Below are 14,850 nucleotides of genomic sequence, written 5' to 3'. Positions count from 1 at the left end.
ACATTCGTCCATTCTAAGGTTTTCCTTTTCCAGAGTCCATTTTCCGGAGTATATTTTGATCCAGTTCAAACATGTCCACAAATGGTTCGACAACCTCCATGTGCTCGATGACATTGACCTGCATATTGAAAAGGGTGAGGTAGTAGTAGTCTGCGGCCCTTCCGGTTCCGGCAAAAGCACCCTGATCCGCTGCATCAACAGACTGGAGCCCATCCAGAAAGGCGAAATCATTGTGGACGGGCTGAACCTTTATGCCCCCAACGTCAACCTGACCAGGCTCAGGGCTGAAATCGGCTTTGTCTTCCAGCAGTTCAACCTGTATCCCCACATGACCGTACTCCAGAACATCACCCTGGCCCCCTCTCTGGTGCGCAGGATGAGTGACAAGGAGGCCCAGAAAAAGGGCATGGCCCTGCTGGATAAGGTCAATATCCCGGACAAGGCCCACCATTATCCCTCCCAGCTTTCAGGTGGCCAGCAGCAGCGGGTGGCCATTGCCAGGGGGCTGGCCATGAGTCCAAAGATCATGCTTTTTGACGAACCCACTTCTGCCCTTGACCCGGAAATGATCAATGAAGTTCTTGATGTAATGAAAGCCCTGGCTCTGGAAGGGATGACCATGGTGGTAGTTACTCATGAAATGGGCTTTGCCAGAGAAGTGGCCGACAGGGTAATCTTCATGGACGAAGGCAGGCTGGTTGAACAGAATACTCCCAGCCTCTTTTTCACCCAGCCCCAGACAGATCGGGCCAAGGGTTTTTTGAGCAAAATACTGTCCCACTGATTCATTGTGCAGTGTAAACGACCCATGTTCCTTGAATTCTGCACCAGGCTTGGATTCTTGCCCTTCCCCGGCTTCAGTCTTTAATAAAGCCGGCTTAACTTTGCTTTTGGATGTTCCTTGGCTTGATCATTTCATAACTATTTTCAGGAGGTAGCAAAATGCGTATGTGGAAAGTCTTCGCCCTGGCCCTGGCCATGGTCATGTTCTCGGCCCAGATGACAATGGCTGGTCCCACCTATGACCGGGTCATGGAATCCGGGGTTGTCCGGGTAGGAATCATGACTGACTCTATTCCTGGTGCTTTTTACAACGAAAAGAATGAGTGGGTCGGATTTGACGTGGATATCGCTGAAGAAGTGGCCAAACGTCTGGGTGTGGACATTGAACGGGTGGCTGTTACCAACCGGACCAGGATCACCTTTGTTCAGCAGGGCCGCATTGACATGTCTGTGGCCAATATGACCCATACCAGGGAAAGAGACCGGGTCATCGACTTCTCCATTACCTATTTTTTTGACGGTCAGAAAATCCTTGCCCCGGTCGGCCAGTACACTGACCACCAGGACTTTGTGGGTAAAAGGATTGCCACCATGCAGGGCACTACTTCCGAGATCAACATCAAAAATCTGCTCCGGGAGATGGGCGATCCCAACTACGAACAGAACGTGATCTCTTTTCAGAGAGAATCAGAAGCCTTCCAGGCTTTGAAGCTGGGCCGGGTCGCCGGATGGTCCACTGACAGCACCATCCTTCTGGGCTATGCAGCTCAGGAACCCGGTAAATGGGAACTGGTTGGCGACTTCATCAGTGACGAACCTTACGGTATCGGTGTTCCAGAGAATGACTCTGCCTGGCGTGATGCCATCAACTTTGCTCTGCAGGACATGTGGCTGGACGGAACCTACATGGAAATCTACAATAAATGGTATGGTCCTGACACCCCTTATTATTTCCCCATGACCCGTCAGATTGAAGTCTGGCCCTAAAACTGCCTGATTTAATCAACTAAAGGCCCGGAAAGATGATTTCCGGGCCTTTTTGTGGATAGTTTACCAGATGCATAGACCCTGGATGTCCAAAAACTGGGTTCAAAACTCCATACTCCTGGCCATTTTTGGGGCTGCGTTCATATATTGGGGTTTTTTCTTTGAATTCGGCTACAACTTCAACTGGAGCGTACTTTATACAGTCAACCCCACCTATGGGGAAAATTTCGGATTTTATCTGTTATACGGCCTGAAGGTCACCCTGCAGATCACCCTGATCAGCTCTGTGGTCGCCCTGGCCCTGGGCACCTTTTTCGGCTTGGGCCGTTTGTCCACCTTTAAGCCGTTTTACTGGGTCTCTACGGCCTACGTGGAATTTTTCCGCAACACTCCCCTTCTGGTTCAGCTCTTTTTCTGGTACTTTGCCATGCCCCAGGCCCTGCCCATGGGAGCAAGACAATGGCTGTTCGGACTAAACTATGAATTCTGGTGTGCCACCATCGGTCTGGCCATTTATACCGGGGCATTCATGGCCGAAGTCATCAGGGCCGGAATCCAGTCCATTGACAAGGGGCTTTTGGAAGCCTCTTATTCCAGCGGACTCAGTTACTTTCAAATCATGCGCAAGATCATCCTGCCCCTGGCTTTCCGGGCCATCATTCCTCCCTTGGGCAGCGAATTCCTGAACAACATGAAAAACTCGTCCCTGGCCATGGTCGTTGGGGTGGCGGACCTGACCTGGCAGTCCCAGCAGATCGAATCATTGACTTTCAGGGGATTTGAGGCCACCACAGCCGCCACCGTGATTTATCTGAGCCTTTCCCTGTCCATTTCCGGGATACTCAATACCATCAATGTCAGGCTCAGACGGACCACTCAAAAAAAGGCCGACATCATATCCTACGGATACAATTTTGTTTCCTGGCCCGTGGTCAAGTTATTTCTAACCGCTGAACGACTGATTTTCAGGCTCACCCCGGACCGGGATGAGAGTCTGAAGCTGACCAGAGCCCAGACCCTGTACAAGCAGGCCTCCCAGTCAGTCTGGACAGGACTGGTCTTTCTGGTCAAAGCCTTTTTCCTGGCTCTGTTCATCTACGGACTGTACCTGGGAGCCAAAGGACTCTATTCATTCAACTGGCAGGTCATCTGGGACAACCTGAGAACCCTGCTCATCTGGCGTTTCCCCGATGGCCGGGCCGATGACATGTTCATGGGCCTTGGAGGCCTCAGCTTCTCCATCATCATGTCGGTAATCGCCATCTCCATCAGCTTTTTCATTGGACTCATCGTGGGGCTCGGCCGGATGTCCAGGAACAATATCCTGCGCATCCCGTGCATGATGTATATTGAATTCATCCGGGGCAACCCACTGATCATAGTCATTTTTTGGGTCTACTTCTTTATTCCGGTATTCTTCAATACTTTTATCAGTGTGTTCTGGAGTGCCACCATAGCCCTGACCATCTTCACCGGGGCATATATAGCGGAAATTGTCCGCGGAGGTATCCAGAACATTCCCAGGGGACAGTTTGAAGCCGCCTACAGTACCGGGCTGACCTACTTTCAGACCATGCGCAAGATCATCCTGCCCCAGGCCCTGAAACAAATGATCCCAGCCATTGTGGGCCAGTTCATAGCCATCTTCAAGGACACGTCCCTGGCCTTTGTCATCGGGGTCATGGAACTCACCTATGTGGCCCAGATCCTGAATAACCGGCTCATGATCTATCCCTTTGAGATCTATACTTCCATTGCAGTGCTCTATTTCGTCTGCTGTTATGCCATGAGCATTCTGGCGGCCCGCCTGGAAAGAAAACTCTCCCCGGACAAAGTCAGGCTGAGGATGTAGCCATGCTCAAAATATTCATAACCGGAGGCACTCTGGATAAGGAGTACAGGCAGACCGATGGGGAGCTGATCCTTTCCAAGACCCACGTCAATGAAATCCTGGGACAGGGCAATTGCACCCTGGAAACTGGCCTGGAAATAATCATGCTCAAGGACAGCCTGTTTATGGAGGAGCAGGACCGGAAGATAATTCTGGAAAAGTGCCTTGGCTGCCCTGAAAAACAAATCGTCATCACCCACGGCACTGATACAATGGCTGAAACTGCCCGGGTTCTGGGTCCGGTCATCAAGGATAAGACCGTTGTCCTGGTCGGGGCCATGATTCCCTTTACCTTCAGGGACTCAGATGCAGTTTTCAACCTGGGATTTGCCCTGGCAGCGGTTCAGATCCTGAAACCCGGTATTTACATCGCCATGAACGCCCGGATATTTGCCTGGGATAATGTCCGCAAAAACAAAGAATCTGGTGAATTTGAAAAGATCAGATCTTGAGCCTCAGCTCAAAAAACGGTGAGCGTCTGCTGTCAAACATCTCCCTGTCCTTTACAATCACCTCTTCTTCCAGCTCTGCCTTTTTCATACCCGGCTCTTCATTGATGATGAACCTGGTTCTGCCCCAGGAGGTGATCAGACAGGAATGTCCGGCCAGCCTGCCCAGGGCCGAATTGCCCATGCCGTTACAGGCCAGCACGTAACACTGGTTTTCAATGGCTCTGGCCCTTAAAAGAGTCAGCCAGTGCTCAATCCTGGCCAGAGGCCACTGGGCGTTGACTATAAAAATATCCGGTTCATTACCCTGCTGGTGCAGGAACAGTTCTGGATAGCGCAGGTCGTGACAGATGGCGAATCCTATTTTTATGCCGTGATGTACAAATGGATCAGGACAAGCAGAACCAGCTGTGAAATACTGATTCTCTTTGCCTGGCAAAAAAAGATGCAGTTTGCTGTAGACCTTGAGAGCGCCACGATCCGGAGTAAACAGATAAAAAGTGTTGTAATACTTCTCATCCTGCCTGTCCCAGAGGCTTCCACCCAGGATGTTCCCGGTATCAGCAGCAAACCTGGTCATGACTTCCTGAAGCTCAAGACTTTTTTCAGCCCAGGCCTCCTTGTTCTCATAGTCGAATCCGCCCAGGAACAGCTCTGGAAAGATCCAGAGGGTTCCGGGGGAATCATTGGATATCTTATCCAGCCATGGACTTATCTCTTCCAGTTTATTGAATACAGGGGTTTGGCACACACCTACGGAAAGTGTTTCCATGATTACTCTCTCAATTACTACAAATTCGAAATGAATTGCTGAAAAACCTAGAATGGCCGGCTTTCAGCCGACCCCTCTAGGTATCGGGCTGCCTACTTCTTTTCTTCAACCTTGTGCATGCAGCCCTGTTCGCCGCACTTGGGGCATTTCTTGGGTTTGCATCTTCCTTCCTTGGTGGCGCCGCACTTTTCACATTTGAATTCTGCCATAATCATCCTCCTTAAGGTTATTATGTCCCGAACTCCTATCAACACTATCCGTGATTTAAAAGTGATCGTCCAGATCTGGCTTAAGGACTGGCTAAATCAAGACCTGAAGGTGGACCTGCAGGCCAGGGCACCGCATCCTGCCACTACTCCACCCTTATCCCCTGGAGAACTTTCTCCTCCAGGCTGTAAAGCTTATCCAGAAATATGGTTTCCAGTGTTCCCGGACCCTGGGCTTCTTTTGCCGCCAGCTCACCGCAAAGGCCCATCACGGCCATGCCCATGGCCGTAGCCTTGAGCAGATCCTTTTCCACAGCTGCAAAAGCGGCCACCAGACAGGTGCTGGAACAGCCCATGCCCGTGATCAGGGTCATCAAGGCCTGTCCGTTCAGCACTCTGCAGATATTCTGCCCAGAAACCACCACATCCTTTTCACCGCTCACACAGACCACGCATCCATACTTCTGGGAAAGCCCAAAAGCCGCTTCCACGGCCTGATCTGATTTGTGCAGGCTGTCCACTCCCCTGGGTTTTTCAGTTGATCCAGCCAGAGCCATTATTTCCGAGGCATTACCCCTGAGGACATCCACAAAGCCCTTTTCCAGAAATTCAAGGGGGGTTTCGGTTCTGGTCTTGCTGGCTCCTGCTCCCACAGGATCCAGCACCACCGGCACTCCCAGCTCCCTGGCCTTTTTCCCAGCCAGATCCATGGTCCTGACCTGACTTCTGCTGGGAGTTCCCAGGTTAAGGACCAGAGCTCCGGCCAGGGAAACAAGCTCTTCAATTTCATCCTCAGAAACTGACATGGCTGGTGAAGCTCCCAGGGCCAGCAACACATTGGCCGTAATATTGGTCACCACCACATTGGTAATATTCAAAACCAGTGGTTTTTTGATCCTTATCTGCTCAAGCCTCTTCCATGTTTCATCCATCCTGATCATAGTAAACCTTTATTCCTTCTTGGCTGTTAAACACATCCATGTCCCGGACATGATTCTGGTGGGTCTGCAAATCCTGCCAGATCCTTGAAAAAAGTACTGCTTAAACAGGCAAGCAGTTTGTCTATAGATTTGAATCTGAGCCTGCCCGGCCTGGAAGGACGTTCAACCACTATCACCCTTATTCCGAGCTGGCTGGCAGCTTCAAATTTAGCCGGGACTCCACCTGCAAAACCACTGTCTTTGGTCACCAGGCATTCAGCTTTGACCATTTTCAGGTGAGTCAGATTTTCCTCTACACTGAATGACCCCCTGGCCTGGATGATCATGCTGAAGCAAAGACCGGCGTCCAGGCAGCCATGCAGAATCTCCTGACCGGGCAGGACCCTGGCCGCCAGAGAGGATATCCTTTGCCCTGCCCGTTTTGAATAGATCTGGATATTCTTGGAGCCAATGCTCAGAAAAACAACCCCCTTTCCATTAAAGGCCAGATCCGCAGCATGAAAGTGGTCCCGGGCCCTTAAAATTCCCGGATATGCTGGATCAAGACCTGGTCGGTCATAGACAAAAAAGGGCAGGCCAAGATCCTGGGCCGCCCTGAACCCGTTCCAGGATATCTCTGATGCATACGGATGGGTGCAGTCAATCATGGCAACGATATTTTCCTTACCAGCAAGCTGGACCAGACCATCTTTGTCAAGCCTGCCGTGCCGGTAACTCACTCCAGACAGAACCGGCTCGATCTGGACAATCCTGGTAGCCCGGCTTACCAGCACCTCAAATCCCTTTTCAGATAATCCCGCTGCCAGCTCCAGGGCTTCGGAAATCCCTCCCAGCAAAAGCACCCTATTTTTTGTCATCAAAATAACCCCTGGTGGTGACCAGCCAGGGACCAGCCTTGCTGGTCCTTGAGTTGCCGATAATGACCACGGTGCGCATGTCCATGTCCTTATCCAGCATATGCTCAAGGTCGGTCAGGGTCAGAACCTGATCCTGCAGGGAAGCGTTGCGGACCAGGCCCACCAGGGTGCTGCCGGGTCTGTGGTCCAGAAATATCTCTCTGGTCCGCTGGATCTGACGGACCCTTTTTTTGCTTTGGGGATTATACAGAACCGTGACCATGTCTGCCTCTGCCAGAGCCTTGATTCTTCTTTCTATCTCCTGCCAGCTGACCAGCAGATCGGACAGGCTGACACAGGCAAAATCAAGCATGAGCGGTGCACCCAGGGCTGCAGCCCCGGCCTGGGCTGCGCTCACCCCTGGAATAATCTCAATCTCCAGGTCCACATCCAGCTCCCTGATCATTTCCAGGGCCAGACCAGCCATTCCGTAAATCCCGGCATCGCCTGATGAAACCAGGCTGACCTGCCTGCCCTGCAGGGCAGCTTGAATGGCCTTTGCACACCTTTCCCTTTCCCGGGTCATGCCAGAAGAAATGACCTCCTTGTCCTGCAAAAGATCTGCAATAAACCCCAGATACCGGTCATAGCCCGCCACCACCTCAGAACCCCTGATGGTTTTTTCTGCTCTGATGGTCCGATCCAGGGCATTGCCGGGCCCTATGCCCACTACAAACAGTTTTCCCTGGCAATGGCTATGGTCACACTGTTGCATACGGTTTTTCCCAATATAAGCTCAGGGTTTCGGGCAGATAACAGGGCACAGGGCTCAGCCACACCCGGCAGGCCCACCTTATCCATGACAAACTTTGATTCAGCCGTGTTCAGGGGGATGTTTCTGATCATTGCTGAGGCAAGAAAATACAGGGGAATGTCCAATTTCTCCGCTGCCAGGACCAGGCCTGGTTCATTCTTTTTAATGTCCACACTGACCAGAAGACGGACCCGGCTCACATTAACGCCGGTCTTATCCAGGCAGTGGTGAAGAGCATGCATGACATCCCCGGCCTGCACTCCTTTCCGGCAGCCCACGCCCACCACAATATCTTTTTCCGCCTCAGTGGAAGTAGTGATGACCGGTTCGCAGCCGAGGATATTGGCTGCTTCCAGGGCCAGCTTATTGGCCCCGCCCTCATGTCCGGACAACAGGCTGATGGCCCACCTGCCCCCCACATCCACGACCACCACAGCCGGGTCTATTGTCTTGTGGCCGGTATGCCCGGCTATGGCCCTGACTGCCACGCCCACAGGCAGGATAAAGATTATTCTTTTGTACCCGGCAAACAACTTCCCAGCCAGATCCATGATCCGGTCAAAAACCATGACCCCTTTGCCCGGGGGTGCCTCACTATGGACATAAATATCCCCGCCCAAGACTCTGGACAGTTTTCTGGCCAGATTAAGCCCCCTGACCGACAGGGTGACCAGGGCCGGTTTATTGTCATGCCCTGCCAATGACTTCTCCTTGCAGATCGTTAAGTATCACCTGGACCTGACAGTCTGGTGCAAGCCGGGGCAGAACAGACTGCCGGACTTTTTCCGCCAGATGCCTGCCCAGCTCATTCCTCTGTTCAACACTTAACAGACATATTCCATGCTCTACAGTATTTAGCTCTGGAGGATCAAATCCCAGACACTCCTGGATGGCCTTAACCAGGACAGGAACTGCAGATCCCGACTTTTTACTGTGGGTCTGAAAATCTTTGTTGATAAATTTCAATAGCTTTCCTGGATGGCCCACAATGACCAGACCCATGATCCCGGCTTCATGGCATTTTTCAAAGGCGAACTTCCATTCATTGCTGACCTCGACAATCTCTTCCCTGCTGAACCCAGAGTCCAGGGCAGTCCTGCAGCCAATCCGCCCCGGCACCAGAACCGGTCTGGTGTACCCGGACTCCAGAACCATGTTGATATGCAGGGAAATAGTCTCCTTGATGGCTTCCAGAGAGAAGGGCCGGACAATTCCCGATGTTCCCAGGATAGAAATGCCGCCTATAATTCCCAGCCGTTCATTAAAGGTCTTGGCTGCAATCTTTTCACCATCAGGCACGAATATCTCTACTGCAAGGCCAAGGTCAGTGATCAGGGCCAGGTTTGTTTTGATCATTTTCAGGGGAACAGGATTAATGGCCGGATTTCCAGGAGCAATGGCCAGACCGGGCTTTGTTACCCTGCCCACTCCCTTTCCTCCAGTTATGGAGATGCCCCCCTGAGCAGGCTCTACCCTGGCTCCAATAAGCAGTCCGTGAGTTTCATCCGGATCATCACCTGCATCCTTGCGGACCAGGGCAGTGGCCTGGCCGTTTTCAAGACCTGCCTGAACAACTCTGACTGCAACACCCTTTCCCGACGGCAGCCGGACTTCAACCTGAGTACCCAGCTCTGCCCCCATAAGCAGTATGGCAGCAGCCTTGGCTGCTGCTGCAGCACATGTTCCCGTGCTTATTCCAGTCCGCAGCCTTTTACTTTCGTTCAACTGTGTCTAGCTTCCCCAGGCTTACCTGAACCTGAACTCAAGAATACCTCTCGGTCCTTCAGCTGCAGCTAGCCCAGCTTGGGCTTCAGCTGCCCTGACCATCAGAACTCCAGTTATTAAAAAAGTGCACCAATCAACTAACGCTCCAAGTCTATCTCAACTCATACGGCCCTTTAAGATGAACATAAGCACTTCTTCAGTCATCCATAATGTAAACTCAATCAGTGTTTTTCCAGCTTCTATGGCCGACATGGACAATTACGCAGGCCAGGTACCCCGGTTCTCTTTCCAGAGTCCTGTCCATATCCGGGTAAACCTTTTCTTTACCAGGCATTTCTGCATTCAGTACCATCCTGGCTTTATTTTCCAGCCCCTTTGTTTGCAGAAGCTTACATAGAGCTGTCAGATTTTTCCCGATCTTATAAAGGACCAGGGTCTCACAGCAGTCAAGGGCCTTTTCAACTTCCTCCATGTCTGTTGCGGGCATCAGAGTAAGCCGGTCCTCCTGGATGACCAGGGACTGGGCAAAATTTGCGGCTGAAGCCTGGAAAGCGGTCACACCAGGGATGACATGGATCCTGTCCAGCCCAAGATTCTCTTCAAGCCTGGGCAATACATAGCCACAGGTACTGTAGACATGGGGGTCCCCCAATGTGACCTGGCTGACAGATTTACCCTGTCTGCACAGGCTGGAAATAAGCATTGCTGCCTGATTCCAGGAGTCCATCACTTCCTCCTGGTTGCGGCTCATGGGATAAACGTGTTCAATGACTTCCTGATCCAGAATGAAACCACTGATGATCTCCAAGGCCAGACTGTTCCTGGAGGCAGCTGATCTGGGGCAGATGATCACCTGAGAACCCCTGATAACCTCCACAGCCCGGAGAGTGAGCAGATCCGAACTTCCCGGGCCCACACCCACAGCGTAGAAATGTCCTTTTTTTACTTGAAATGAATTACTTTTCATTGCTTATTTAATTCATGGGACCATGAGCACATCCATGTCAATCCAAAACTGCATCTGACTTCTGCCTACAGTTTCAACATGGCATTGACTATAGCCCCTGCTACCGGGCTTCCTCCTTTGGGACCAAGATTGGAAATATAGACCAGTCCGCTCTTTATCAAGGCCTCCTTGGACTGGGCCGCACCCACAAAACCTACCGGAACTCCCACCACCAGGCCGGGAATAATATTTTTCCTTTCAGCCAGATCAAGTACCTTCCACAGGGCTGTGGGAGCATTGCCGATGACCACCATGGCCCCGTCCAGGTGGGGGGCCAGCATTTCCATACCAGCAGCCGACCTGGTGACATTCATGGTCAGGGCCTTTTGTCCGGCCCCGGGCTGATCAATGGCGCACAGTACATCCTGGCAGCTGGTCAAAGCAGACCGGACCATGTTCACGTCGCAGATGATCTTTTTTTTCCTGCCCAGGCATTCAAGCCCGGCCTTAACTGCCTGGGGGTGAAACCTGAGGCTGTGGCCCAGGGAAAAGTCAGCTGAAGAATGGACCACTCTGGCAGCAATCTTTTGCTCTGCTCCGATAAAGATATTGTCCAGCATGTCCTGGATAAAGTCCAGGCTGGCTCTTTCAATCTCCATTCCAGGCAGATACTTTTCCTGTCCACAACACTCCCATATCCTTTCAAAAATCATCTCAGGCATCAAGGGCTCATGTTCCAGGGAGTCCAGCAGCCGAAAAACCACATCTGGATGTGCTGCTTGAAGACCGTTGACCAGGGCCGGAATATCCTTGAGAACATGGTTGCCGTCAAAAAGAAAATACGGAAAGATAGTAATCTCCGAATATTTAGTTGAGACCAGTTCCTGGACCACGCTTTCCAGGCTCGGACCTCCCAGGGAAAAAAAAGCTGGAGTTATACTGCAGCCTTTGGCCCTCTTTCCAACAACCTCCACCATGTTCAAAAAGCTTTCCCTGGCCTGATGGTTTCTGCTGCCATGGGCCAGGATTATTACTGCCTTTTTATTCATTTCGCCATAATCCATGTATGTTTCTTGATTCAGATCAATGAACTGGTTTCCACCATTTAAAGGGTCTTCTTTTGTCAGTCACTCGCCCCTGATCCACTCCACAATTCTTTGAGCCACGTCCGGCCTGTGCCCGAAGTAGACATGAACATAACTGGCCAGAACATTTCCCAAACTTATACCCAGAGTGTCTTTGGGTTCCTGCCTGGAGTTTTCAACCTGATAGACGTTTTTCCACTTCTGCCCAGGTTTAATGGGCTCTATCTCGGAGTAGTGGTATTCATGTCCCCTGATCTCAGCACCTTTATCTCCCAGGAGGCAGTCATTCTCAAAGCTGACCCGAACATATCCCAGACTTTTGCGTCTGCCCAGCATTGAAGCCCTGAACGGGAGTACTCCAGCCATGGGAAAAACCTGGCCGTTCAGTATTTTCAAATCCCGGCACAGATAGACAAGCCCGCCGCACTCAGCATAAATATGGCCGCCTGAACCGGCATAACTGAGGATATCTTTACGCAGGGACTTGTTCTGGCTCAGTTCATAGGCATAAAGCTCAGGATAACCCCCTCCAAAATAAATCATTTGAATGTCCTGAGGGAGATGTCTGTCTTTTGTCGGAGAGAATTGTATCAGATCAGCTCCGGCCCGGACCAGAACATCAAGGTTGGCCTGGTAGTAAAAATTAAAAGCCCTGTCTCTGGCAACAGCGACCCTGATCTTTTTTTGGCCTGACTGCTCCTGAAACCGGAAGCCCGGAATCAATCCAGGGTCTGATGTCTGGCCGGCCAGGCTGATAATACCATCCAGGTCAAGGTACTGCTCAGCTGCCCGGGCAAACAAATCCTCAATATCAGGATCTACTTCCCGGCTGTCAGGGGTCTGCAGACCCAGATGCCTGGAAGCAAGTTCCGGCAAGGCCTTCTTAGGTATTGCCCCAACCAGAGGGGGCAGACCTGACCCGTTAAGTGCCTTAGCCAGAAGGTCAGCATGTCTCTGGGAGCCGCAACCATTGGCAATGATCGCCTTGATATTCTTTCCTAAATCCTCAAAGTCCACAAAACCCCGGACCAGAGCGCCGAAACTCCTGGCCATGGCCCTGGCATCAACCACCAGGACAGCCGGGCTTCCCAGGATCCCGGTCAGATGGGCTGTAGAGCCAGTAGAACTGGAAATATCCGGGCCATCATAATAACCCATAACCCCTTCGATCAAGGACAGCCCCGGTAGTCCAGATACCAGCTCCTGGACATGCTCCTGGCTGCTCATCCATGGATCAAGGTTATAGCAGGTCTTCCCAGTAACAAGTTCCATGTACATGGGGTCAATATAATCCGGCCCCACCTTGAACCCGTTTACCTGAATTCCTTTTTTGATCAACCCGGCAGCCAGGGCCAGACAGACGCTGGTCTTACCCGTACCACTGGCCACAGCACCAACAATCAATTTCAAGCAGGGCACTCCTTTTTTTCTGCCAAAATCTTCATCATGCTGTTTCAGCTTAAAATCCAGGGCACCTTCAATAATCCGGACATGTTCAAAGCAACTTTCCTGCTCCCGGTCAACACACTAAAAAACTTAAAACTTCTGTCTTTAGCCTGCAAATCTTTTTTTTTGCAAGCCCGGGGCACAATAATTATCAAAATTCCGGTTGCCATTTTTCTGCAAGTATGCAATTATTAAAATTAATATTTCTTGCAAAAAAATAGCGGAATTCTTAATAGCATCCTCAGGCAAAGCCTTGTCTGCGCTGAGAACGGCCGGTTTTTTTATTTTGGCCAGCAGGGCCTTCTTTTTTTGGATAGGATTAGTCCATAATAATCCCTTTTATCCCGACCAGGCCGGCTCCAGATGCTTAATCTGCTGAAATCTTCTTGTCCAAAAAATAAAATTAACTATTGCTATTTTTTTTTAACCACATTATTTTAATATGAAATATTCAAAAGGAAAAATTATAGCCAATATCAATAGGTAATAGTCTTTTAGAGTTTTTAATTTGTTATCGCAAACCTCATTCCTTTGGAGGAAAGTTAAATGGAAGCTCTCAAATTAGGCGAACGAAAAGAGGGGAAGCTGGACCTGACGCCTGAAATGGCGGATGTGTGCTACACCTGCACTACCTGCTCCAGTGGCTGTCCCATAAGCGGTGTCGTCCCTGGTTGGGATGCCAGGAAAGCCATTCGTTCTATAGCCATGGGCTTGGAACAGGAGGTTGTTGACTCCAAGTTCCCCTGGGTGTGTACTCTGTGTGGCCGATGCCAGTACGCTTGTCCACAGGGAGTCCAGCTCCAGAAGACCTTTCGCGGACTGCGCAGCCTGAGGGAGCGTGACAAGGTGCCCGGGCCTCTGCACAAGGGAACCATAATGAACTATGAAAGGGGCAACAACCTGGGTATTCCCAAGTTTGATTTCCTCTTTTTGCTGGCAGAGCTGGGTGTAGAACTCATGGAAGAAGATGAAGAGCAGCCCTGTCCAGGCTTTTATGTGCCTGTGGACAAGGAAAACGCCAACATCATTGTGACCATCAACTCCAAGGAACCTTTCGGCGAGCCAGAAGACATGGCTTTCTGGTGGAAGATCTTTTATGCTGCCAAAGAAGACTGGACCGTGTCCTCAGTAAACTGGGAAGGGGTCAACTGGGGCCTTTTTACTGGTGACGATGAAAACATGAAAATCCAGGTGGAACGCGTCCTGGAAAATGCCAGGAGGTTGAAGGCCAAAACCATCCTCTACCCTGAGTGAGGCCATGCCTACTTTGCAACCCAGTTAGGGTTGAGAACCTGGTTTCCTGAAGCATACGAAGAATTCAACATTGTCAGCATCTATGAAGTTTTGGTTGATTACATCAAGACCGGCCGGATCAAGATAAACAAGGAAAAATTCGCCAACCACACTGTTACCCTGCATCATCCGTGCAACTACTTCCGCAAGTCCAAGGCTGCCTTTGACAAGGAATACACCGAAGAGTATCGGTACATTGTCGAGCAAATCTTTGATAAGAAAAACATCATTGACATGCATCCCAATGCCTTGAACAATCATTGCTGCGGTGCCGGCGGTGGTGCCTGGGCTAGCCCATATTCAGACGAAAGGCTGACTTACGGTAAAGTCAAGGCTGATCAGATAAAGGCTACAGGCGCTGAAATCGTTGTTGCTCCCTGCCATAACTGTCGCGACCAGATCATGAAGGGTCTGACTCCCAAATTTGACATGGGTAACTGCAAAGAAACCCTGTACCTCTGGGAAATGGTTGCCCAGGCCTTGATTATCGAACCCTGGAGCGAACAGGAGGTCAAGGAAGCCCATGCCCTGCGCGACGCCCAGTTTGAAAGGGACGGGATTGATCTTGACGATGATGAGTACTAGCTGATTTTAGGCTGGAAAATAAAATAGAAAAAAGGCTTGCTTCCTATAAACTGGAGGCAAGCCTTTTTTATTGACAGCAATAACCCTGGAC

16 protein-coding genes are annotated in these 14,850 nt (G+C 50.8%); 6 read left to right on the top strand and 10 right to left on the bottom strand.

Annotation, left to right across the window (positions count from 1 at the left end):
- Positions 1-55 precede the first annotated feature (55 nt).
- The 4 genes from P771_RS0103210 to P771_RS0103195 all read left to right on the top strand — a co-directional run bounded on the left by P771_RS0103210 (position 56) and on the right by P771_RS0103195 (position 4,113).
- Positions 56-784: an amino acid ABC transporter ATP-binding protein gene (locus tag P771_RS0103210; RefSeq protein WP_028573996.1), complete on the top strand. Its 729-nt coding sequence runs from the start codon at positions 56-58 to the stop codon at positions 782-784.
- 158 nt (positions 785-942) lie between these two features.
- Entirely contained in the window at positions 943-1,770 is an 828-nt protein-coding gene (locus tag P771_RS0103205; RefSeq protein WP_028573995.1) for a transporter substrate-binding domain-containing protein, read from the top strand.
- 70 nt (positions 1,771-1,840) lie between these two features.
- Entirely contained in the window at positions 1,841-3,622 is a 1,782-nt protein-coding gene (locus P771_RS0103200; RefSeq protein WP_028573994.1) for an amino acid ABC transporter permease, read from the top strand.
- Positions 3,623-3,624: 2 nt separating this feature from the next.
- Positions 3,625-4,113 (top strand): asparaginase domain-containing protein, encoded by a 489-nt coding sequence (locus tag P771_RS0103195; RefSeq protein WP_028573993.1) that lies wholly within the window; start codon positions 3,625-3,627, stop codon positions 4,111-4,113.
- Here P771_RS0103195 and P771_RS0103190 read toward each other — a convergent pair.
- From P771_RS0103190 to P771_RS0103140, 10 genes are all read right to left on the bottom strand, one after another.
- Positions 4,103-4,882, bottom strand: coding sequence for a nitrilase-related carbon-nitrogen hydrolase (locus P771_RS0103190; RefSeq protein ID WP_028573992.1), 780 nt, complete (start codon positions 4,880-4,882; stop codon positions 4,103-4,105). The genes P771_RS0103195 and P771_RS0103190 overlap by 11 nt on opposite strands.
- 92 nt (positions 4,883-4,974) lie before the next feature.
- Positions 4,975-5,091 carry an RCKP-type rubredoxin-like domain-containing protein gene (locus P771_RS19180; protein ID WP_028573991.1) on the bottom strand — a complete coding sequence of 39 codons (117 nt, stop codon included), beginning with the start codon at positions 5,089-5,091 and terminating at the stop codon, positions 4,975-4,977.
- A gap of 143 nt (positions 5,092-5,234) precedes the next feature.
- Complete coding sequence (gene thiM / locus P771_RS0103180) at positions 5,235-6,029, bottom strand: hydroxyethylthiazole kinase (RefSeq protein WP_028573990.1); 795 nt, start codon at positions 6,027-6,029, stop codon at positions 5,235-5,237.
- 26 nt (positions 6,030-6,055) lie between these two features.
- Positions 6,056-6,886: a precorrin-6A reductase gene (cobK, locus tag P771_RS0103175; protein WP_028573989.1), complete on the bottom strand. Its 831-nt coding sequence runs from the start codon at positions 6,884-6,886 to the stop codon at positions 6,056-6,058.
- Complete coding sequence (gene cobJ, locus P771_RS0103170) at positions 6,873-7,640, bottom strand: precorrin-3B C(17)-methyltransferase (RefSeq protein WP_035243833.1); 768 nt, start codon at positions 7,638-7,640, stop codon at positions 6,873-6,875. Before cobJ ends, cobK begins: the two co-directional genes overlap by 14 nt.
- Positions 7,595-8,380 (bottom strand): cobalamin biosynthesis protein, encoded by a 786-nt coding sequence (locus P771_RS0103165; RefSeq protein WP_051617126.1) that lies wholly within the window; start codon positions 8,378-8,380, stop codon positions 7,595-7,597. The genes cobJ and P771_RS0103165 overlap by 46 nt, the downstream gene beginning before the upstream one ends.
- Positions 8,367-9,404: a cobalt-precorrin-5B (C(1))-methyltransferase CbiD gene (cbiD, locus tag P771_RS16290; protein WP_035243832.1), complete on the bottom strand. Its 1,038-nt coding sequence runs from the start codon at positions 9,402-9,404 to the stop codon at positions 8,367-8,369. The genes P771_RS0103165 and cbiD overlap by 14 nt, the downstream gene beginning before the upstream one ends.
- Positions 9,405-9,621: 217 nt before the next feature.
- Entirely contained in the window at positions 9,622-10,371 is a 750-nt protein-coding gene (cobI, locus tag P771_RS0103150) for a precorrin-2 C(20)-methyltransferase (protein WP_028573986.1), read from the bottom strand.
- Between the two features lie 65 nt (positions 10,372-10,436).
- The gene (locus P771_RS18145; RefSeq protein WP_161635937.1) at positions 10,437-11,399 is read right to left on the bottom strand and encodes a precorrin-8X methylmutase; all 963 of its coding nucleotides are present in this window, start codon (positions 11,397-11,399) and stop codon (positions 10,437-10,439) included.
- 78 nt (positions 11,400-11,477) lie between these two features.
- Positions 11,478-12,845 (bottom strand): cobyrinic acid a,c-diamide synthase CobB, encoded by a 1,368-nt coding sequence (locus tag P771_RS0103140; RefSeq protein WP_051617074.1) that lies wholly within the window; start codon positions 12,843-12,845, stop codon positions 11,478-11,480.
- A 582-nt stretch (positions 12,846-13,427) separates the two neighbouring features.
- Here P771_RS0103140 and P771_RS0103125 point away from each other — a divergent pair.
- Positions 13,428-14,135 carry a 4Fe-4S dicluster domain-containing protein gene (locus P771_RS0103125; RefSeq protein WP_028573982.1) on the top strand — a complete coding sequence of 236 codons (708 nt, stop codon included), beginning with the start codon at positions 13,428-13,430 and terminating at the stop codon, positions 14,133-14,135.
- Between the two features lie 30 nt (positions 14,136-14,165).
- The gene (locus P771_RS0103120) at positions 14,166-14,759 is read left to right on the top strand and encodes a heterodisulfide reductase-related iron-sulfur binding cluster (RefSeq protein WP_028573981.1); all 594 of its coding nucleotides are present in this window, start codon (positions 14,166-14,168) and stop codon (positions 14,757-14,759) included.
- Positions 14,760-14,850 lie beyond the last annotated feature (91 nt).

This window comes from Desulfonatronovibrio hydrogenovorans DSM 9292 (genome assembly GCF_000686525.1).
Classification (GTDB): Bacteria; Desulfobacterota; Desulfovibrionia; order Desulfovibrionales; family Desulfonatronovibrionaceae; genus Desulfonatronovibrio; species Desulfonatronovibrio hydrogenovorans.
The sequence above is the reverse complement of the archived record's forward strand: the minus strand, read 5'-3'. Positions and strand labels throughout refer to the sequence as shown.

Coding starts and splice junctions, on each gene's coding strand:
- P771_RS0103205 (WP_028573995.1), top strand. CDS start 943: ATGCGTATGTGGAAAGTCTTCGCCCTGGCCCTGGCCATGGTCATGTTC.
- P771_RS0103200 (WP_028573994.1), top strand. CDS start 1,841: ATGCATAGACCCTGGATGTCCAAAAACTGGGTTCAAAACTCCATACTC.
- P771_RS0103195 (WP_028573993.1), top strand. CDS start 3,625: ATGCTCAAAATATTCATAACCGGAGGCACTCTGGATAAGGAGTACAGG.
- P771_RS0103190 (WP_028573992.1), bottom strand. CDS start 4,882: ATGGAAACACTTTCCGTAGGTGTGTGCCAAACCCCTGTATTCAATAAA.
- P771_RS19180 (WP_028573991.1), bottom strand. CDS start 5,091: ATGGCAGAATTCAAATGTGAAAAGTGCGGCGCCACCAAGGAAGGAAGA.
- thiM (WP_028573990.1), bottom strand. CDS start 6,029: ATGATCAGGATGGATGAAACATGGAAGAGGCTTGAGCAGATAAGGATC.
- cobK (WP_028573989.1), bottom strand. CDS start 6,886: ATGACAAAAAATAGGGTGCTTTTGCTGGGAGGGATTTCCGAAGCCCTG.
- cobJ (WP_035243833.1), bottom strand. CDS start 7,640: ATGCAACAGTGTGACCATAGCCATTGCCAGGGAAAACTGTTTGTAGTG.
- cobI (WP_028573986.1), bottom strand. CDS start 10,371: ATGAAAAGTAATTCATTTCAAGTAAAAAAAGGACATTTCTACGCTGTG.
- P771_RS18145 (WP_161635937.1), bottom strand. CDS start 11,399: ATGAATAAAAAGGCAGTAATAATCCTGGCCCATGGCAGCAGAAACCAT.
- P771_RS0103125 (WP_028573982.1), top strand. CDS start 13,428: ATGGAAGCTCTCAAATTAGGCGAACGAAAAGAGGGGAAGCTGGACCTG.